The sequence below is a fragment of the Actinomycetospora cinnamomea genome, assembly GCF_003096675.1.
GTDB lineage: Bacteria > Actinomycetota > Actinomycetes > Mycobacteriales > Pseudonocardiaceae > Actinomycetospora > Actinomycetospora cinnamomea.
This window is the reverse complement of record NZ_QEKW01000033.1, coordinates 1-18861: the sequence shown is the minus strand read 5'-3', so window position 1 is coordinate 18861 and position 18861 is coordinate 1. Positions and strand designations below refer to the sequence as shown.

Here is an 18861-nt window from a genome sequence, read left to right as displayed (position 1 = left end):
CGCGGCGACATCGGTGTCGCCCAGGAGCCCGCATGCTCGACCACGTCCGCGCGTCGCCGGCGAGCGGCCTCGCGCCGGCGCCCCGCTTCCCGCCGGACGACGACCCGCTCTGGGCGTCTGTGGCGTCCGCGGGCGCCGACAGCGTCGAGCTCAAGGTCCTGCTCCTGCCCGGCGCCGGTGCCGTGCCGAGCCGGTTCACGGGCGGGCACCCGGGACGCGTCCGGCAGCGCCGGCTCTACCTGCTCGACACCGCCGACCTCCTCCTCGCCCGCGTCGGCGTGCACGTCCGCCTGCGCGACCGGGGCCGCGACCGCTGGGACCTGACGGTCCGCGTGCGCGGGGAGGACGCGGTGGCGGCGCTCCCGCGGCCCGCCGGCGCCCGGGTCGAGGTCGACGTCCTGCCGGGGCGCGCGCTGCACAGCACCGAGCTGCGCGAGGCCCTCGCCGCCGACCGCGCCGTGGCCTGCCGCGACGGCGCCCTCGACGTGCACGCGCTGATGACCGCCGCACAGGGGGCGCTGCTCGCGGCCGCCGTCCCGCACCTCGCCGGCGCCCTGCACGTCCACGGCCCGCTGACCGTCGAGCGGGCGGTCGTCCCGCGCCCGCGCTGCGGGCTCGCGCACGCCCGCCACGAGCGCTGCCGCTTCCCCGGCGGGCGCGTGCTCGAGGAGTTCTCGGCCCGCTGCCCGCCCGGCGAGGCCCCGACCGTGGCGCGCGCGCTCGCGCACTTCCTCTCCGCCCACGGCGCCGCGCCCGCGACCCGCCAGCGGACCAAGACGGCGGCCTGGCTCGAGGAGCTGCTCGCCGGAGCGCCGTAGCCCGCACCCGGAAGGACTGCCTCATGACGACCGTCTCCGCGCCCCCCATGACGCTGCACCACTGGGCGAACGGTGCCGTGCTCGAGAGCGCGAGCGACCGCTTCGGCGACGTCACCGACCCCGCCACCGGCGAGGTCACCAAGCGCCTCGCGCTCGCCACCACCGACGAGGTGGAGGCGGTGATCGCGTCGGCGGTGCGCGCGTTCCCGGCCTGGCGCGACACGTCGCTGACCGAGCGCGTGCAGATCCTCTTCCGGTTCCGCGAGCTGCTCAACGCCCGCGCGGGAGAGCTGGCCGATCTCATCACGGCCGAGCACGGCAAGGTGCTCTCCGACGCCGCCGGCGAGGTCGCCCGCGGCCAGGAGGTCGTGGAGTTCGCCTGCGGCATCCCGCACCTGCTCAAGGGCTCGGCCACGGAGAACGCCTCGACCGGCATCGACGTCACCTCGATCCGCCAGCCCCTCGGCGTGGTCGGGATCATCAGCCCGTTCAACTTCCCGGCCATGGTGCCGATGTGGTTCTTCCCCATCGCCATCGCCGCGGGCAACACCGTCGTGCTCAAGCCCTCGGAGAAGGTGCCCTCGGCGGCGCTGTGGATGGCCGAGCTGTGGCGCGAGGCGGGGCTGCCCGACGGGGTGTTCAACGTCCTGAACGGCGACGAGGTCGCCGTCGACGGCCTGCTCACCCACGCCGAGGTGCGCGCGATCAGCTTCGTGGGCTCGACCCCGATCGCCCGCTACGTCTACGAGACCGGCACGAGCCACGGCAAGCGGGTGCAGGCCCTCGGCGGGGCGAAGAACCACGCGGTGGTGCTGCCGGACGCCGACCTCGACCTCGCCGCCGACCAGGCGATCAACGCCGGCTTCGGCTCCGCGGGGGAGCGGTGCATGGCCATCTCGGCCGTGGTCGCCGTGGGCACGGCGGGCGACACGCTGGTGCAGAAAATCAAGGAGCGGGCCGAGGGCCTGCGGACGGGCGACGGCCGCCGCGGCTGCGACATGGGCCCGCTGGTCACCCGCGCGGCCCAGGAGCGGGTGTCGGGCTACATCGACGCCGGGGAGGCCGCCGGGGCGACGCTGGTCGTCGACGGCCGGCAGGTCGTGCCGGACGCCGAGGCCGCCGAAGGCACGGACGGTGGCTTCTTCGTCGGGCCGACGCTGTTCGACCACGTCACCCCCGACATGTCGATCTACACCGACGAGATCTTCGGCCCGGTGCTGTCGGTGGTCCGCGCGGAGACCTACGACGAGGCGGTGGCGCTGGTCAACGCGAACCCCTACGGCAACGGCACGGCGATCTTCACCAACGACGGCGGCGCCGCGCGGCGCTTCCAGAACGAGGTACAGGTCGGGATGATCGGCGTCAACGTCCCGGTGCCGGTACCGATGGCTTACTACAGTTTCGGCGGGTGGAAGAACTCGCTCTTCGGCGACACCCACGCCCACGGCACGGAGGGCGTGCACTTCTTCACCCGGGGCAAGGTGGTCACTACGCGGTGGATCGACCCGGCGCGTCGCGGCGAGACGGGGGGACTCGACCTCGGGTTCGCGCGGAATCGCTGACGGCGCATCGGTGTGTGCCGGACGATGAGCTCGTGGCCGACCACCCGGTACTGCGCCAGACCGTCATCGACGCGCCCGACGCCCGGGTGCTCGCCGAGTTCTACCGGCGGCTCCTCGGGTTGCGCTACCGGCCGGGCGATGAGCCCTCGGACACAGGCGTGGACGACGAGCAGGCACGGCACTGGCTCGCCCTGCACCATCACGACGGCATGCCGGTGCTCGCGTTCCAGCCGGTCGCGGCGCTGCCGACCGTGACCTGGCCCGACGGCGAGCACCCGCAGATGCTGCACCTCGACCTCACCGTGCCGACCGTCGAGGACCTGCAGCGCCAGCACCGCCGGGCGCTCGAGCTCGGTGCGACGCACCTACTGGACCGCGCCGACGACCCGCACGAGCCGCTGCACGTCTACGCAGACCCGGCCGGCCACCCGTTCTGCGTGTTCGTCGCCCCGGGCGGCCCGGACGACGGTCACTGAGCGGTGTCGTCGGGCGCCGGGGTACGGAACGGCGGGTCGGGGCGCTCGTGGACGGCGTCGGTCAGGTTCCGGTCGCCCTCGAGCCCCGGCTCGTCGGACGGCGGGACGTCGACGTCGGTCGGGTGCTCGCCGAAGCCCTCGGCGGGGTCGGGCGCCTGCTCGCCGGGGTCCGCCGCCGGGGGTGCGGTGGGCGTCGGGTCGGACGGGAGGCTGGACGGTTGCTCGGTCATGCCGGGGCGGTGCCCGCTCCGGGTGACGTGCGGGTGAACGCTCAGTGGGTGGAGCGCGCGGGCGCCGGTCCCCAGCGCCGCAGCGCCTCGTAGGCCAGGGCACCACCGGCCACGACGGGCAGGTCGACGACCCCGAGCACGAGCAGCGCGGCCCCGCCGAGGTAGGCCGGGGCGCGGTTGGGCAGCACCGTGCGCACCACGCGCGCCACCTCCGACACGGCCGCCACCGCGGCGTCGCCGGGGTGCAGCACGGGGTTCGTCGCCGGAGTGTTCGCCGGCGCGGGCACCGGTGCGGGACGTCGCGGGGCCGCGAGGCGCTCGGGGGGCCCCGCCGGGGGCACCACGGACGCCGCGGCACCGTCGGGCGCGGTCTCGACCGCGATGTCCGCCGGCGCGTCCGGCGCGGTCAGGGCGGTGGCCACCGGGTCGGGGTCCTTGGTCTTCTTGTCCTTGGCCATCATCTGACGTTACGCCCGCCCGGGGCGTCGGGGCACGTGCGCGCCGGCGGCCTCGGCCCAGCGGTGGGTCGCGGTGACGGGGAAGCCGTGCATCGCCACGACGAGCGCCGGACTCAGCGCGCCCAGGCGACGGCGTGAGGCGTCCGCGCCCGCCGGGTCGTGGTGCAGGCCCCGGGGCAGCGGCAGCCACCGCGGCGCGGCCGGGTCGGTGGAGACGTTCACCGGGCCGTCGCCGACGACCAGCACCCGGTCGTCCGCGCGCCACAGGGCCAGCGTGCCGGGGCTGTGGCCCGGCACGGTGAGCACCTCGAAGCCCGCGACGCGGTCGCCCTCGCGCAGCCGGCGGTCCACCGGCCGGCGCTCACGGGCCAGCGACCCGAGCACGACCCGCCCGAACGCGCCGGCGTGGGTGTCGATGCGCCCGTCCTCGAACCGCGACGCGTCCGCCTCGCCCATCGCCAGCCTCGCGCCGGTGTGGCGGCACAGCCAGGCGCTCGCGCCCACGTGGTCGCCGTGGGCGTGGGTGACCGCGTGCTCCGCGACGTCCCGGCCCCGCAGCAGCGCGGCGAGCCGACGGCCCGACCAGGGGAGACCGGCGTCGACCACCACGTCGCCGTCCGGGCCCTCCAGCAGCACCGTGTGCAGGAGGCCGGCGGGGAGGAGGGCGCCGAGGTGCACCCCGTCGGCGATCTCCCGGAAGCGCGGCGCCATGCGGGGGAGCATGGCAGCGCCGCGGTCAGCTCTCCAGGATCGCGGTGACGAACCCGTCGCGCTCGGCGGTGCCCGTCACCCGCGCCCCGACGGGGTGGGCGAAGCCGGGCCCGTCGGTGACCAGCGTGTGGAACTCGCCGTTCTCGCCGCACGGGTCGACGCCGGCGGGCAGGGTCGCCAGGAGCTCCTCGTCCCAGGCCCGCCCGACGATCGCGGCGGGCGCCCGGGCGGGGTCGGCGCAGACGACGACGGCGCGCACGCCGCGGTCGAGCATCTCGCGGGCCAGGGCGTCGGTCGGGCGGCCCCAGAGCGGGAAGCGCGCGGTGAGCCCGGTGCCGTCGAGGGCCTGCTCCCGGTAGGCGCGGACGTCGGCGAGGAACAGGTCGCCGTAGACGACCTCCGTCGCGCCGCGGCGCCGCAGCTCCGCCCACGACGCCCGCGTCCGCTGCTCGTAGACGTCGTTCGGGCAGGGCCGGGGCAGCTCGACGGTCTCCAGCGGCAGGCCCAGCGCGGCGGCCTGGGCCTCGACGAGCGCGCGGGGGACGTAGCTCGCGGTGACCTCCCCGCTCGCCAGGACCGTCGTGTGCAGACCGGCGACGGAGACGCCGGGCGTGGCGCCTGCGGTGGCGAGCGCGAGGGCCCCGTCCTTGCCGCCCGACCAGCTCATCCACGTCCGACCCGTCACGGCTGGTCGGGTCCGTCGCCCGCGCGCCGGGAGCGGGCGAACAACGCCGCGCCGAGGGGGACGAGCAGGAAGAACACCCAGGCGTTCGGGATCGGCACGGTGAGGAACAGGACGAGCGCGATGATCGGCAGCGCGCCGCTGATCGCCGGCCCCCAGCGGGCCAGGGCGCCCGTGCCGGACGGCCGTCTCGCCGGCGCCGCGTCCTCCCGCGCCGGGACGGGCGTCGCCGTGCCCGTCGCGGTGAGCGGGTGCGGCTCCGGGAGGTCGGCGAACAGGGGCTCCAGGTCCTCGGCGGTGCGGGCCTCGGTGACCCGCGCGCTGCGCTCGCCGTACTCCTCGGGATCGAGGCGCCCGGCCTCGAGGTGGGCGCCGAGGGCCGCCATCGCCGCCTCGCGCTCGGCGGTCCCGATGCGGGGCGAGGGGTGCGGCTCGGTCACCTGGCCAGCATCGCAGTCCCGGGGCGTCAGGTGAACGTGCCGTGGCGCCCGGCCCCGGAGGCGAACCGGGTCGCGCCCGCGACGGTGTCGGCCTGCAGCGAGATCCGGCCGTGCGCGAACTCCCGGCGCAGCGCCTCGTCCTCGTCCAGCGGCTCCTGCTCGAGCAGCGAGGCACGGTCCGACCGCAGACAGGTCTGGGGAAACCCGGCCAGCTGCTCGGCGAGCGCGAGGGCGGCCTCGAGGGCCTGGCCCGCGGGCACGACCCGGTTGGTGAGGCCCATCCGCAGCGCCTCGTCGGCCGCGACGGGCCGGCCCGTGAGCACGAGGTCCAGCGCGTGGCTGCGCCCGATGAGACGGGGGAGGCGCACGGTCCCGCCGTCGATCAGCGGGACGCCCCAGCGGCGGCAGAACACGCCGAACACGGCGGTCTCGTCGGCGACGCGCAGGTCGGCCCAGAGCGCCAGCTCGAGACCGCCGGCCACGGCGTGCCCCTGGACGGCCGCGATCACGGGCTTGGACAGGCGCAGCCGCGTCGGGCCCATCGGGCCGTCGCCGTCGGACTCCACCCTGTTGCCCTCGCCGGCGCTGACGGCCGCCAGGTCGGCGCCGGCGCAGAACGACGGGCCCTCACCGCGCAGGATCGCCACCGCCGCGTCGTCGTCGGCGTCGAACGCCCGGAACGCCTCGGCGAGCTGCTCCGCGGTGGCCCGGTCGACGGCGTTGCGCTTCTCGGGCCGGTCGATGCTGACGATCGTGACCGGGCCGCGGCGCTCGACCGTGACGGTGTCGGTGTCGGTCACGCCGCGCCCTCGGCGGCGGCGGTGAGGGCGCCGAGGATCTCGCTCCAGCCGCGGGCGAACGCCCCGCTGCGGTAGCCGCCGGGACGCGCGCAGTCCTCGCCGAGCTGCTCCTCGGTCAGCGTCTCCCAGCCCCGGTGCACGACGGCGACGCGGGTCAGCGCCGGGCCCAGGACGGTGAACGTCAGCTCGACCTCGGTGGGCGCCGGGGTGGCCGCCCACGTCATCACCAGGCGCTCCGGCGGGTCCCAGGCCAGCAGGCGGCCCCACTCGACCTCGGTGCCGTCGTCCCACGTCTCGTACACGCGGCCCTCGCGGCGCGGCTCGACGGACACCTCGCGGACCCGGGCGCCGCCGGCCGAGTACGGCTGCAGCGGCCACCACTGCCCGATGGTCGAGACGAAGACGTCGAACGTGTGCGCGCGGTCGCTGCGCACCAGCGTCGCCTGCCGGATCGGTGGGCGGCGCAACGTGGTGACGGCGCCGGTGCCGGCCCGGGTGGCGGTGTCAGCCGGCGGCGGTGTGGTTGTCATCAGCGATCCCTCGGTGCTCGATCGTGGGGCCGGCCTCCACGAGGCGGCGTGCGTGGTCCAGCGACGAGGCCCACATGTCCTCGAGGAACTCCCGCAGACCGTCCAGGCCCTCGGGGCGGGCGCGGTAGAGCCGGCGGGTGCCCTCGCGTCGCTCGTGGAGCAGCCCGGCGTCCTTGAGCACCGTGAGGTGCTGGCTGACCGCGGGCCGGGTCACGTCGAACGCCGCGGCGATCTCGCCCGCCGAGAGCTCGTCGTGGGCCACCAGCCGCAGGATCGCGCGACGACGGCGCTCGGCGATCGCGCGCAGGGCCACGCCCGCCGCGTCCTCGTCGTCGTCGGCCACGTGCCCTCCTTCCGTCAGTGAGCGCGAACGTTAGCGAGGACCGGGGGTCGGTGGCGAGCCCCTCACCGGATCAGCCGCTGGACCTCGCGGAACGCGGGGTGGTCGCTGTCGTGCAACCACTCGAACAGCACCATCTCCGTGGTGACCACGTCGACGCCGTGGGCGCGCAGGCGCTCGAGGGCGCGGTCGCGGTTCGCCTCGACGCGGCTGCCGACGGCGTCGGCGACGACCGCGACGTCCCGCCCCCGGGCGCGCAGCGCGAGCACGGTCTGCAGGACGCAGACGTGCGCCTCGCAGCCGGCGACCACGATCGTGCCCGGGCCGGGGTCGACGTCCGCGGCGAAGCTCGTCTTGGCGACCGCCGGTGTCGGCAGGAGCTCCGCGACGGCGTCGACGGTGTGCCCGAGCCCGTCGGGGTTCTGCTCGGTGGCGCACACGTCGATCCCCAGCCGGGTGGCCCCGCGCACGAGACGGCCCGCGTTCTCCAGCACGGCCGGCGCGCCGGCGATCGCGGGCATGAGTCGTTCCTGCAGGTCGACGACGAGCAGGACCGAGGCGTCGGCGGAGAGCAGCGGCACGCCCCCGACCGTAGGCGCGCCCGGGCGGTCGACGCGAGGTTGACGCGGGTCGCTCCGGCGCCGTAGAGCTGGCGGGTGACCAGCCAGCCCGGACGGACCGACCGCGTCACCGACTACACCCGGCGGTTCGCCGCGTTCCTCGACGACGAGGTCGCGCCGCTCGAGGCCGACCTCGCCGAGCGCGACGTCGGCACTCCCTGGAACCCCCGCCTCGACGAGGCCGGCCGGATGCACCCCGCCGTGTGGGAGGCCCGGCGGGAGGTGCAGCGGCGCTCGGCGGCGGCCGGGCTCTACAACCCGCACGTGAGCGTGGCGGTCGGGGGTGGTGGGTTCTCCCGGGCCGAGATGCAGCACGTCGAGGAGTTCGTCTACCGCCACGCCGGGCTCGGACTGGGCCTGGCGGCGCTGGCGTGGACCGAGGGCGCCAACCCGGCGCTGGAGCACTGCTCGGACGCGGCGCGGGAACGCTGGCTCGCGCCGCTGATGGCCGGCGAGATCACCGCGGCGTTCGCCAACACCGAGATCTCCGTGGGCACCGACGTGCTGGCCATGGAGACCCGCGCCCGCCGCGACGGGAGCGACTGGATCCTCGACGGCACCAAGGCGTGGATCACCAACGCGCACTTCGCCGACGTCGTCCAGGTCACCGCCGTCACCGAGCCCGGCGCCGGTACCCGCTCGCTGTCGATGTTCCTCGTCGACGCGTCCGCGCCTGGCTTCACCCGCGGCCGCGACATCCCGACGATGCTCGACGACGGGCTCACCGGCGAGCTGCACCTCGACGCCGTGCGGGTGCCCGCCGAGCACGTCGTCGGCGAGGTCGGCGACGGTTTCGGGCTGGCCATGGCGTGGATCAACTGGCGGCGGCTGTGCCGCGGAGGGATGTGTGCGGGCTGGGGGGAGTGGCTGCTCGCCCGCGCCCTCGACCGCGCGCAGCGCCGGACCTCGGGGGGCGCACCGATCGCCGAGCTGCAGGCGGTGCAGCACATGCTCGCCGACATGGACGCCGACGTGTACGCGGCGCGGGCGGCCTCGCTGCTGGCGCAGTCCGAGCTCGACGCGCTGCCCGGCGGGGCGTTCGGCCTCCCGCTGCACGCCGACGCGCCCCGCCTCACGAGCCTCGTCAAGGTGATCAACGACGAGGCGTTCTTCCGCGTCGCGGATCGCGCGGTCCAGGTGCACGGCGGCACGGGGCTGCGGCTCGGCTCGCCGGAGGAGAAGCTCTTCCGGCTGGCCCGCAACCTCAAGATCCCGGCGGGCACGGTGGAGATCCAGCGCAACGCCATCGCCCGGGGCCTCATCCGGCGGGGTACGGGCCGGTGACCCTCGCGGCGGTCACCGGGCGGTTCCAGCCCGTCCACGCCCAGCACCTCGAGCTGTTCGCGCTCGCCCTCGCCGAGCACGACCACCTCGTCGTCGCCGTCACCAACCCCGACGCCGGCGCCCGGCACACCGCCGCCACGTCGGCCCACCGTCACACCGACGAGGCCAACCCGTTCACCTACTACGAGCGGGTCCGGCTGCTCGACGCGGCGCTGACCGGTGCCGGGATCGCCCACCGCACCACGGTCGTCCCGTTCGACCTCACGCGGCCGAGCCTGTGGCCGGAGTACGTGCCCCTCGCCGCCGTGCAGTACGTGCGGGCCTACTCACCGTGGGAGAAGGACAAGGCGGGCCGGCTCGCCGACGGCGGCTACCCGGTGGTCGTGATCGACGGCGACCCCGCGACGAAGCGGGACGCCTCCGCCATCCGGGCCCGTTTCGCCGACGGCACGTGGGTGGAGCTCGTGCCGCCCGCGACCGTGCCGGTACTGGCCGAGCTGCTGGTCTCCCGATGAGGCCGCCCGGGTACGGCGAGACCCAGCCGCGGCTCGACGACGACCGCCTCCCGGTCGTGCTCGTGGTCCTCGACGGGCTGGGCGACCGCCCCGTGCCCGAGCTCCGCGGCCGCACCCCGGCCGAGGCGGCCCGCACGCCCGTGCTCGACGCCCTCGCCACCCGCGGCGCCTCCGGATGGCACCTGCCGTTCGGGTGGGGACGGGCGCCCTCCTCGGAGCTCGCCCACTGGGCGATGTTCGGCTACGGCGACGTGCCCTTCCCGGGCCGGGCGGTCCTCGAGGCCCTCGGCACGGGGATCGACGTGCCGGACGGCGTCGGCGTCACCCACGCGGCACTGCGGACGTCGTCGGTCGACGCCGCGGGCCGGGTGTGGATCACCGGGCGGACCGCGCGCGAGGACGCGGACGACGCGGCCTCGCTGCTCGAGGCCCTCGACGACGTGACCCGTGCGCACGGCCACCGGCTGGTGCCGCTCGAGGGGCGCGGCGAGGCCGTGCTGTTCCTGCCCGCGTGCGGGTCCGGTGCGGTCACCGACTCCGACCCCTTCTTCGAGGACCGCCATCCCTGGCTCGCCGTGCTCCCGCTCGACGAGGCGCCCGGCGCCGCGCCGACGGCCGAAGCGCTCACGGCGCTGTTGCGGGAGGCCCGGGCGGTGCTCCTCGCCCACCCGGTGAACGCTCGTCGGTGCGGCCGCGGCCTGCCGGCGCTCGACGTGCTGACGACGAAGTGGTCCGGCGCGCGGGATGCGGTGCCCTCGTTCGACGCGCACGTGGGCGTCCCCGGTGCCGCCGTGACCAGCACCCGGCTCTACCGCGGGCTGGCGTCGCTGCTGGGGATGCGGGCCGTGCACCTCGCGCCCGAGGCCGACCTCGGCGCCGACCTGGCTGCGCGCGTGGCCGCGGCGGGCGGCCTCGTCGCCGGCGGCGCGGGCTTCGTGCACGTACACACCAAGGCCACCGACGACGCCGGTCACACCAAGGCGCCGCGGGCGAAGCTCGAGATCCTCGAGGCCGCGGATCCGGGCCTCAGCGGTCTGCTCGACCTCGCTCGGGTCGCGATCGTGGCCGTCACCGGCGACCACGCGACGCCCTCGACCGGCGGCGTCCTGCACACCGGCGATCCCACTCCGCTCGTGGTCGCCGGCCCGACGGTGCGCGCCGACGCCGTCACCACCTTCGGCGAGGCCCCCGCTCAGCCCGGCTGGTACGGCCCGGTGAGCGCGCGCGACCTGCTCCCGCTGCTGCTGGGCCATGCGAACCGCGCGTCCTTTCTCGGCCATCGCCCCACCCCGCGGCGCACCGCGGCCCTGCCCGACGCTCCGGAGCCGATGATCGTCCCGGCCGATGAGGGCTGAGGCCGGCGCTCTGCCGATCCGTGCGCGGGAGCGTCGCACCGGTCGGGGATGCTTCGGACATCGGAGCACCCCCGTGTTCAGGGAGGGGATGCGGGGTCGTCCGCCGGGTCTTCGTTGTCGGTCGGGGTCGATCCCGGTCGGGTCCTGTCGGCAGCGCTGCTGGAAGACCGACTGGATGATCGATCTGGACATCGAGAAGTTCTTCGACAGCGTCCCCTGGGACCTGGTCGTCAAAGCGGTCAAGGCGCACACCGACCAGCGATGGCTGGTGCTGTATGTCACCAGATGGCTGCAGGCGCCGGTCCATGCCCGGGACGGAACGATCACGTTCCGAGACTCCAACGATCAGGATGACAAGAGCCCGGTGACGAGAGATCGTCACGCCGGGATCTGTGGGAGCCCGGGGGTGCGATTCCCCCGGGCCACCCGACATCTAGCGCGGCCCTCCGACAACGACGCCCACCCGCACGACCACCCAGAAGAACTTCCCGGCGGGGGCCGCCGGCGACCACCCACCAACGACCACCCACCAGCGACGACGAGGCCATGACCGTCTCGATGCGATCTTGAACCTATGTCGCTCGGTCCCGGTACGGTCGGCCCCTGAACTCGCCGTGGGAACCGCCGCGCAACCCCCGTCCGGGACGACCGGGTTCCGGGGGACCGGGTCACCGCGTCCATGTCCAAGGGCGCGAAGGACTACGAGCAGGACTAACGAACCCCGAGCTGCGGGAACGGCTCAAGGAGGAGATCAAACAGTCAGACAAGGGCGGCGCGTCGGAAGAGGGAGGGCGACGTCGCGAACGCCGACGCCGCCGAGACCGCCCGAAGGAGGCGCACCTCGGCGCCAGCTGCAGAAGGTGGCGATCGAGGCTGAGCGCCCGCGGGTTCATCGTCCTGCGTCGACCCCCGCCGCCGAGGGGGTCGAGCACGGCGCCGACGGCGGCGTCGTCGAGCAGGCACACGATGGTGAGGGGGCTCGCGGCGAGGGCCGCGGCGGGGTCGGCGGCGTGCCGGGCGCTCTCGCGCACGAGGACGTCGGCACAGGCGGGGCTGCGGTTCCAGACGGTGACGGCGTGTCCGGCGCGCAGCAGGGCCCGCGCCAGGGCCGTGCCCATCGTGCACCACGTCCGCACCCTGCTCGCCGCCGGCCTCTCCACCGCGACGATCGCCGATCTCCTGCCCTGCATGGGCGCCGACGGGCCGCGGCTGGTCGCGACGTGCCCCGAGCTGCTCGACGACCTGCACCGCGAGCGCGACCGGCTCAGCGCCATGATCGACGAGCTCGCGGCCGCCCGGGACGGTCTGGACGCCGTCATCGCCACCGCCACGCCGCAGGACGGGCGGTACGCCGCGACCTGCTGATCAGCTGCCGCCGTGCTCCTCGGCCGAGCGCTCCTTCCGGTCCACCGCCTCGTTGTGCAGCGCCTGGCCCGTCGGGTCGACGTCGGTCTCGCTCAGCGCGTCGTCGGCGGCGTCGTCGAGTGCCTCGTCGCGCCGGTCGCCTGGTGCCTCGCCTCGTCCACCGGTCATGGGGGCGCGGATACCCGCCGCGCCGCACCGGCCAACGCTGCGCCGCAGGTGGAGGATCGGGAACGGCCGGCCGTCGGCGTCGGTGGCCGACCGGCCGACCCGGACGAACCCCCGCCGCTCGTACCACGCCCGGGCGACGGGGTTCTGCTCGTTGACCTCGACGGTCAGCACCGGGTGACGGGCGGCCACCTCCTCGAGCAGCGCCGTCCCGACACCGCGTCCGTGGACGGACGGATCGACGAAGAGCATGTCGACCTCGCCGCTCCGCGCGGCGAGGAAGCCGACGAGCGCCCCGCCGCCGGGTGCCACCGCGACCCGGACCGCCGCCCGCGGCAGGTCCCGCCGCAGCTGCTCGGAGAAGCCGTCGACGTCGCCCGGCGTGAGGAAGTCGTGCGTCGCCTCCACGGCGCGGCGCCACACCCGGACCAGGTCCTCGAGGTCGCCCGGCCGCGCGTCGCGGAGGTGCCAGCGGCCCGTCATCCCGCGAGGAGGCCGACGAGCCGCTCGACCAGCGGGTCGGGGTGGACCTGGACCCCGAGGTGCGAGGTGGGGATGTCGACCACGCGGAACGGGTTGTCGGGCACCGCCGCGTCGGCGTCGGCGACGAAGCGGTCCTGCAGGGCCACCGGCATGACGCGGTCGGCGGTCAGGCGGACGTAGGTGTGCGGCACCCGTCCCCACGCCGCGGGGTGGACGCGCACCGCGTCCTCGTCGATCGCGAGCGTCTCGTCGTCGTCCATCGCCCGCAGCATGGCCAGGAGCTGGTCCCGGCTCCCGTCGGCCAGCAGGGCACCCTGGAGGTCGGTGAGGAGGCGCGGGGCGTCCTGGATCCACGCCACCCGGATCGCCCCGAGCGCGGCGGGGTCGGTGACGACCAGGCGCGGCAGGAGGTGGTCGAGGTCGGAGGCGGCCTCGGGGATGCCCTGGTACGCGGAGGGCCCGCCCGCCGCACAGCACCAGGCCGACACGTAGACGAGGTGATCCACGAGCTCGGGCGCGGCGTTGGCGCAGGCGGTGATGGTCAGCCCGCCACGGCTGTGCCCGACGAGCACGACGGGCCCGTGCTCCCGTGCCGCGCGGAGGACCTCGAGGACGGCCGCCACGTCGCCGGCGGTCGAGCGGCCGACCATCCCGCTGGGCGCGGTGGCGTGGTCGCCGACGGGGACCCGGGCGTCCAGGCCGTGGCCGGGGAGGTCGACGGCGACGGCGCGATGGCCGCGCAGGGCCAGGCCCCGGGCCACCGGTCCCCAGTGCGCTGCGCAGGAGAAGGCACCGTGCACCAGGACGAACGTGGTCACCTCGGGGAGTCTGTCAGGCCCGGCCGGTCACGGGTGCCGTTCTGCACCGGTCCGGGCCGGGCCCCTCACAGCAGCCGCGACTCCACCGGCGCGTGGGAGAGGTGCTCGGGTGCGCCGTCGGTGACGACGATCTGCTCCTCGTACTTCGCCCCCACGTGACCGCCGACCCGCCCCGTGTAGGCCTCGACGCTGATCACCATGCCCGGCGCGAGCACCCCGGCGTGGTGCCCGTCGACCACGATCGCCGGGTACTCGTCGGTGGCGCCGCAGCCGTGGGCGAGGAACGGGTAGCGCTGGGCCCGGTACTCCGGCGGGATGCGGGGGCCGAGCTGCTCGCCCAGCTCGGCGAACGTCCGGCCCGCGCGGAACTCGGGGATCGCCTCGTGCACGAAACCGTGGGCGGCCCGGTAGGCGTCCCGCAACTCGGCGCTCGGCGCGGCGTCCCCGCAGAGGTACGTGCGGGAGACGTCGGTGAGGTAGCCGTGCGGGCCGACGAGGTCGGTGTCGAACGCGACCGGGTCCCCGTCCTCCACGACACGGTCGGACGCCTCCTGCATCCACGGGTTCGTGCGCGGGCCCGACGAGAGCAGCCGGCTCTCGGAGTGCAGCGCGCCGGTCGCGAACGTCTCGGCCACGAGCCGCGCCCAGAGCTCGCACTCGGTGCGACCCGGCGCCAGGTCCTCGAGCCACCGGCGGACGGCGACATCGACGAGCCGGGCGTTCTCCCGGTGGACCGCGAGCTCGAGGTCGGTCTTGACCGAGCGGGCGACCTCGAGGACGGGCACGGCGTCGACGAGGCGCAGGCCGAGGTCGGCCAGGGCGAAGAACACGACGGCCTCGGCCCGGTCGATCCCGACCGGCGCGCGGTGCAGGCCGCGGGCGCGCAGCTCGTCGTGGACCTCGGCCATCGCCTGCCGGGCGTGCTCGGCGCTGTGGCCGCCGGACCCGAAGAACGTGAACGACGTCGTCGGGCGGACCTCGCCGTCGAACCGGGTCCGGGCGAGCCCGAGCGACTCCGCCGGCTCCCACAGGATCGGGTCGTGCTCGGCGAACACCAGCGCCCAGCGGTACGAGCAGTGCAGGTTCGCGACGAGGTACGACCCGTCGCACGTCACGTAGCGCACGTTCGCGGGGTCGAACACCACCGCCGCGGCCAGCTCGTGCGCGCGCAGCGCCTCCTGCGCCCGCGCGAGGCGCCCGGCGCCCAGCGCCCGGACGTCGAGGGCGACGATCAGCGGCATCGCGGCCTCCGGGGTCATCGCGTCGGTCCGGCGTCGACGCGGGCGACGACGGTCTTGCGCTTCGTGTAGCTCTCGAGCGCGATCAGGCCGCGCTCGCGCCCGGTGCCACTGGACTTCGTGCCCCCGAAGGGCACGGCGACGCTGCCGCCGAAGTACTCGTTGATCATCACGTAGCCGGCGTCGACCCGGTCGGCCACGCGCAGTGCCCGGTCGACGTCGTGGGTGTGGATGCCGACCCCCAGCCCGTAGTCGGTGTCGTCGGCGAGCGCGACGGCCCGGTCCTCGCCGTCGAACGGCAGCACGGCGAGCACCGGCCCGAAGATCTCCTCCCGGGCGATCCGCATCTCCGGGGCGACGTCGACGAACGTGGTCGGCGCCAGGAAGTACCCGGTGTCGGGCAGGGTCCGTGGTCCATCCGCAGTCCGGGCGCCCTCCTGGTGGCCGAGGGCGACGTAGTCGGCGACGCGCCGGTGGTGCTCGGCCGACACGAGGGGTCCGAGGTCCGGGTCGTCGATCCCGGGACCGATCGTGAGCGCCGCGGTACGTGCGACGACACGCTCCACGAGCTCGTCCTGGACGGCCCGGTCGACGAGCAGGCGCGCGCCGGCGTCGCAGTACTGGCCACTGTTCGTCGTGAACCCGGTGACGACCTGCTCGGCGACCCGGTCGAGGTCCGCGTCGGCGAACACGATCTGCGGGGACTTGCCGCCCAGCTCGGTCACCACCGGCGTGATGTGCTCCGCGGCGGCCCGCAGCACCGCCCGGCCCGTGGCGACCGAGCCGGTGAACGTCAGCGACCCGATGCCCGGGTGGGCGGCCAGGGCGTAGCCGGCCTCGGCGCCGAGACCCGTGACGACCTCGACGGACCCGGGCGGCAGCCCGGCGGCCAGGGCGAGCTCCGCGAACCGCAGCGCGGTCAGCGGGGTCTGCTCGGCGGGCTTGACCACCGCGGTGTTCCCCGCGGCCAGCGCCGGCGCGACGCTGCGGCACAGCATCGACAGGGGCGCGTTCCAGGGGACGATGTGCGCGGTCACCCCGACCGGCTCCCGCACGGTCCAGGCCAGGGAGCCGGGGCCGATCGGGATCGTCTCGCCGTGCAGCTTGTCCGCGGCGCCGGCGAAGTAGTCGAGGTAGGCCACGCACCCGGCGATCTCGGAGCGGGCGAGGGACAGCGGCTTGCCGGTGTCGGAGGTCTCGAGCCGCGCCAGCTCCTCGCGGGCGCCGTCGAGCCGGGCGGCGAGCGCCCGCAGCAGCCGTCCCCGCTCGGCCGGGGTGGTGCGGCGGACGCGACGGGCGCACTCCCGCGCCGCGGCCACCGCGCGGTCCACGTCCTCGGCGCCGCCTCGCGGGACGTGGGCGATCGTCCTCCCGGTGGAGGGGTCCTCCACGGGCAGCGTCTCCCCGGCGGGCACTGTGCGGTCGGGGGTGAGGGTGGCGGTCACGGGTCCGGGAACATGCGGGTCATGGCGTCCTCGTCACCCCCCGGCACCCGGTCGATGCCGACCATCCGATCGATCACCATGTTCTGGTAGCGGTGCAGCGGCTCCTCGAACCGGAAGCACATCCGGCCGCCGCGGTAGGCCGGGTTCTCCAGGCCCTCCTGCACGCGCTCGACGATCTCGAGGTCCTGGCGGTTGACGAGGTCCCAGAACTTGGCGAGCTGCTCGACGCCGTCCTCCGCGTCGGGGCTCTCGAGCGACTCGGGGTGGGCCAGCAGGACGGCCGTCTCGACGGTGCGGTTCGGCGCGACGGGGCGGTTGAACAGGACGAACGCGTGGTTGGGCAGCACGACCAGCGCGGTGCCGGGGAAGAGCCAGACGAACCGCCCGCTGTCCGCGTCCTGCGGGCCGAGCGTGCTCAGGGGCGCCAGCCCGTCCCAGCCGCCGGCGTCGCCGTTGCGCGACACCGGGGTGGTGCACATGCCCGTGTACATGCCGGGGCCCTGCCAGCGGTAGTGGTCGGAGAACCTGGAGACCTGGTTGAGCTCCGGGTGGACCCAGGGCAGGTGGTAGTACTCCATGAAGTTCTCGCCGATGAGCTTGTAGTTGGCGGCGACGTCGTAGGTGACCGCGCGCTGGGTCACCCACTCGTCGAGCCGGTGGTCGGCGAAGCGCTCGGGGAGGTCGCCGAGCTGGGTCGCGAGCGGCGCCGGGTCCTTCGCGAGGTTGACGAACAGGAAGAGCCCCCAGCTGTCGACCGCGACCTCGAGCAGCCCGTAGTCGGCGCGGTCGAAGCCCTTCGCCACCGAGGTGTCGAAGATCGGCTCCTGGCCGGCGGGGACGTCGGATCCCTCGAACAGCGGCGTCCCCAGGCACGTGCCGTCGGTGTCGTAGGTCCAGGAGTGGTAAGGGCAGCGGATGCGCCCGCGCTTGCCGACGTCGCGGGCGTCGGCGTCGAGCAGTCTCGTCGCGCGGTGGCGGCAGAGGTTGTGGAACGCACGCAGCTCGCCGCGGCTGTTGCGGGTGACGAACACCGACCGGCCGGCGACCTCCGCGACGATGCAGGCACCGGGCTCGGCGACGTCGCTGGTGATGCCGACGGCCACCCAGCTGTTCGCGAACAGGCGCTCGCGCTCGAGGGCGAAGAACTCCGGCGAGGTGTACGCGTCGGGCAGCAGCGTCGAGGCGAGCTCGACGGGGCGCCGGGTCGGCGCGTAGGTGCTCTCCTCGGTGAACAGCGCCGGGTCGACCGGACGGGCCGGCAGCGCGGTGTACGGGTCCGATGCGTGGGTGGTCATCGCTGTCCCCCTAGACGTGGAAGCTGCGTGGGAACGACGGGTCGGTCAGCGCCGGGCGGGTGATCGAGAAGGCGCCGATCGGGTGGGCGGGCTCGTGGCCCAGCGCGAGGTCGGCGAGCAGGCCGCCGATGAGCGCGGCGAACTTGAACGCGTGCCCGGCCCCGTTGGCGACCGTGATCTGCGGGGCCTCGGGAAGCGTGTCGAGGATGAAGTCCTGGTCCGGCGGCACCGTGTAGAGGCAGGTCTTCGAGTAGAGCTCGGGACCGCCGAAGCGCGGGACGTGGCGGGAGACGAAGTCGGCGTAGCGCTCGCGCCGGACCGGGTCGGGCTCGAAGCTGCGGGTGTCCGCGGTGGTCTCGTTCCCGCCCATGTGCTGGCCGAGCTTCGTGGCGACCTCGCCGTAGACCGGGAAGCCGTAGAAGTTGTGCCGCCCGTGCCACATGAACACCGGGAACCGCGACGGCGCGAACTCGGCGAGGTGCGGGGTGGCGTAATAGGTGACCTGCTCGCGCAGCACCGTCAGCGGCAGCACGATCCCCGTCTCGGCGAGGACCTGGTTGGTCCACGCGTCGCCGGCGACCACGACCCGGTCGGCGCGGACGGTCTCGGTGTCGGTGACGACCGCGACGCCCGCCCCGTCGGGGAGGACCGCGCGGACCGGGGTGCTGGTGCGGACCTCGGCGGCGTGGGCGCGGGCGAGCGCGATGTGCACGGCGTTGGCCCGCGCGGCGTCGACGATGCCCGAGTCGGGCTGGTAGAGCGCCTGCACGCCGTCGTGGACCCGGAACTGGGGCCAGCGGGCCGCCAGCTCGTCGGCGTCGAGGCGGTCGTAGGCCACGCCGTGGCGGTCGAACATCGCGGTGTAGCCCTCGATGTTGCGGGTGCCGGTGGCGGCGCCGCGCCGGGCCTCCCGGTCCTCGATCACCAGGCCGCCGGTGGAGGTGACGATCTGCTGGCAGGCCTCGGCCTCGACCTCGTACCAGGCCTTGTAGGCCGGCGCCGCCAGCGCGGCGTACTCGGGCCGGTGCTGGGCGAGCCGGATGATCCGCGAGTGGTCCTGGGAGGCGCCGCGGTGGTGCCCGAGCTCGAACTGCTCGATCCCCAACACGCCGGGCCCGATCTCCCGGGCGAGCCGGTAGCCCGGATCTTTCGTGATCTTGACGTTGGTGATCGTTGCGCGGCTCGGTGGCCGGTGATGGCTGGATTGTGCTGGGTGGGCACGACAAGCTGG

General features: G+C 75.1%; 24 protein-coding genes. 8 read left to right on the top strand and 16 right to left on the bottom strand.

Features of this window, described 5'->3' with window-relative positions:
- Window positions 1–32 precede the first annotated feature (32 nt).
- Genes C8D89_RS28210 through C8D89_RS28200 form a run of 3 tightly spaced genes read left to right on the top strand, consistent with a single transcriptional unit; the run spans window position 33 to window position 2856 of the window.
- Window positions 33–818, top strand: coding sequence for a hypothetical protein (locus C8D89_RS28210; protein ID WP_116711470.1), 786 nt, complete (start codon window positions 33–35; stop codon window positions 816–818).
- A gap of 23 nt (window positions 819–841) precedes the next feature.
- Window positions 842–2380 carry a CoA-acylating methylmalonate-semialdehyde dehydrogenase gene (locus tag C8D89_RS28205; protein ID WP_423717299.1) on the top strand — a complete coding sequence of 513 codons (1539 nt, stop codon included), beginning with the start codon at window positions 842–844 and terminating at the stop codon, window positions 2378–2380.
- A gap of 32 nt (window positions 2381–2412) precedes the next feature.
- Window positions 2413–2856 (top strand): VOC family protein, encoded by a 444-nt coding sequence (locus C8D89_RS28200; protein WP_116711468.1) that lies wholly within the window; start codon window positions 2413–2415, stop codon window positions 2854–2856.
- Here C8D89_RS28200 and C8D89_RS28195 read toward each other — a convergent pair.
- The 9 genes from C8D89_RS28195 to C8D89_RS28155 form a co-directional block, all read right to left on the bottom strand.
- Window positions 2850–3086: a hypothetical protein gene (locus tag C8D89_RS28195; protein ID WP_116711467.1), complete on the bottom strand. Its 237-nt coding sequence runs from the start codon at window positions 3084–3086 to the stop codon at window positions 2850–2852. The two genes, C8D89_RS28200 and C8D89_RS28195, sit on opposite strands and share 7 nt — an antisense overlap.
- A 41-nt stretch (window positions 3087–3127) precedes the next feature.
- Window positions 3128–3544 (bottom strand): hypothetical protein, encoded by a 417-nt coding sequence (locus C8D89_RS28190; protein ID WP_133252104.1) that lies wholly within the window; start codon window positions 3542–3544, stop codon window positions 3128–3130.
- Between the two features lie 9 nt (window positions 3545–3553).
- On the bottom strand, window positions 3554–4255 hold the full coding sequence (locus C8D89_RS28185) for an MBL fold metallo-hydrolase (RefSeq protein ID WP_165825992.1): 702 nt from the start codon (window positions 4253–4255) through the stop codon (window positions 3554–3556).
- 25 nt (window positions 4256–4280) lie between these two features.
- Window positions 4281–4940, bottom strand: a complete 660-nt coding sequence (locus tag C8D89_RS28180; protein WP_243418447.1) for a Dph6-related ATP pyrophosphatase — start codon at window positions 4938–4940, stop codon at window positions 4281–4283.
- Window positions 4937–5377, bottom strand: a complete 441-nt coding sequence (locus C8D89_RS28175) for a DUF1707 SHOCT-like domain-containing protein (RefSeq protein WP_116711464.1) — start codon at window positions 5375–5377, stop codon at window positions 4937–4939. The genes C8D89_RS28180 and C8D89_RS28175 overlap by 4 nt, the downstream gene beginning before the upstream one ends.
- Before the next feature lie 26 nt (window positions 5378–5403).
- Complete coding sequence (locus C8D89_RS28170) at window positions 5404–6177, bottom strand: crotonase/enoyl-CoA hydratase family protein (RefSeq protein ID WP_116711463.1); 774 nt, start codon at window positions 6175–6177, stop codon at window positions 5404–5406.
- Window positions 6174–6707: an SRPBCC domain-containing protein gene (locus C8D89_RS28165; protein ID WP_116711462.1), complete on the bottom strand. Its 534-nt coding sequence runs from the start codon at window positions 6705–6707 to the stop codon at window positions 6174–6176. The genes C8D89_RS28170 and C8D89_RS28165 overlap by 4 nt, the downstream gene beginning before the upstream one ends.
- Window positions 6682–7050 carry an ArsR/SmtB family transcription factor gene (locus tag C8D89_RS28160; protein WP_116711461.1) on the bottom strand — a complete coding sequence of 123 codons (369 nt, stop codon included), beginning with the start codon at window positions 7048–7050 and terminating at the stop codon, window positions 6682–6684. The genes C8D89_RS28165 and C8D89_RS28160 overlap by 26 nt, the downstream gene beginning before the upstream one ends.
- Before the next feature lie 62 nt (window positions 7051–7112).
- Window positions 7113–7628: an isochorismatase family protein gene (locus tag C8D89_RS28155; RefSeq protein WP_116711460.1), complete on the bottom strand. Its 516-nt coding sequence runs from the start codon at window positions 7626–7628 to the stop codon at window positions 7113–7115.
- 75 nt (window positions 7629–7703) lie between these two features.
- On the opposite strand from C8D89_RS28155, the gene C8D89_RS28150 reads away from it, so the two are divergent.
- The 4 genes from C8D89_RS28150 (at window position 7704) to C8D89_RS29970 (ending at window position 11371) form a co-directional block, all read left to right on the top strand.
- Complete coding sequence (locus C8D89_RS28150) at window positions 7704–8951, top strand: acyl-CoA dehydrogenase family protein (RefSeq protein ID WP_116711459.1); 1248 nt, start codon at window positions 7704–7706, stop codon at window positions 8949–8951.
- Complete coding sequence (locus C8D89_RS28145; RefSeq protein WP_116711458.1) at window positions 8948–9466, top strand: nucleotidyl transferase family protein; 519 nt, start codon at window positions 8948–8950, stop codon at window positions 9464–9466. The genes C8D89_RS28150 and C8D89_RS28145 overlap by 4 nt, the downstream gene beginning before the upstream one ends.
- Entirely contained in the window at window positions 9463–10821 is a 1359-nt protein-coding gene (locus C8D89_RS28140; protein ID WP_116711457.1) for an alkaline phosphatase family protein, read from the top strand. The genes C8D89_RS28145 and C8D89_RS28140 overlap by 4 nt, the downstream gene beginning before the upstream one ends.
- A gap of 175 nt (window positions 10822–10996) precedes the next feature.
- Complete coding sequence (locus C8D89_RS29970) at window positions 10997–11371, top strand: hypothetical protein (protein ID WP_207787475.1); 375 nt, start codon at window positions 10997–10999, stop codon at window positions 11369–11371.
- 118 nt (window positions 11372–11489) lie between these two features.
- Here the strand turns inward: C8D89_RS29970 and C8D89_RS29965 are convergent, their stop codons facing one another.
- The gene (locus C8D89_RS29965; RefSeq protein ID WP_207787474.1) at window positions 11490–11939 is read right to left on the bottom strand and encodes an NAD(P)-binding domain-containing protein; all 450 of its coding nucleotides are present in this window, start codon (window positions 11937–11939) and stop codon (window positions 11490–11492) included.
- Between C8D89_RS29965 and C8D89_RS31270 the strand changes: the two genes are divergently transcribed.
- Window positions 11932–12186 (top strand): MerR family transcriptional regulator, encoded by a 255-nt coding sequence (locus tag C8D89_RS31270; RefSeq protein WP_207787473.1) that lies wholly within the window; start codon window positions 11932–11934, stop codon window positions 12184–12186. The genes C8D89_RS29965 and C8D89_RS31270 overlap by 8 nt on opposite strands.
- On the opposite strand, the gene C8D89_RS28120 is transcribed toward C8D89_RS31270, so the two are convergent.
- From C8D89_RS28120 to solA, 6 genes are all read right to left on the bottom strand, one after another.
- Window positions 12187–12834 carry a GNAT family N-acetyltransferase gene (locus tag C8D89_RS28120; protein ID WP_116711455.1) on the bottom strand — a complete coding sequence of 216 codons (648 nt, stop codon included), beginning with the start codon at window positions 12832–12834 and terminating at the stop codon, window positions 12187–12189.
- On the bottom strand, window positions 12831–13652 hold the full coding sequence (locus tag C8D89_RS28115) for an alpha/beta fold hydrolase (RefSeq protein ID WP_116711454.1): 822 nt from the start codon (window positions 13650–13652) through the stop codon (window positions 12831–12833). Before C8D89_RS28115 ends, C8D89_RS28120 begins: the two co-directional genes overlap by 4 nt.
- Window positions 13653–13717: 65 nt before the next feature.
- Window positions 13718–14911: a M24 family metallopeptidase gene (locus C8D89_RS28110; protein ID WP_116711453.1), complete on the bottom strand. Its 1194-nt coding sequence runs from the start codon at window positions 14909–14911 to the stop codon at window positions 13718–13720.
- Complete coding sequence (locus C8D89_RS28105; RefSeq protein WP_116711452.1) at window positions 14908–16335, bottom strand: aldehyde dehydrogenase family protein; 1428 nt, start codon at window positions 16333–16335, stop codon at window positions 14908–14910. The genes C8D89_RS28110 and C8D89_RS28105 overlap by 4 nt, the downstream gene beginning before the upstream one ends.
- The gene (locus tag C8D89_RS28100; RefSeq protein ID WP_116711451.1) at window positions 16332–17630 is read right to left on the bottom strand and encodes an aromatic ring-hydroxylating oxygenase subunit alpha; all 1299 of its coding nucleotides are present in this window, start codon (window positions 17628–17630) and stop codon (window positions 16332–16334) included. The genes C8D89_RS28105 and C8D89_RS28100 overlap by 4 nt, the downstream gene beginning before the upstream one ends.
- A gap of 10 nt (window positions 17631–17640) precedes the next feature.
- A complete protein-coding gene (gene solA, locus C8D89_RS28095) occupies window positions 17641–18786 on the bottom strand; it encodes an N-methyl-L-tryptophan oxidase (protein ID WP_279323417.1) in 1146 nt (381 codons plus the stop codon).
- Between the last annotated feature and the right edge of the window lie 75 nt (window positions 18787–18861).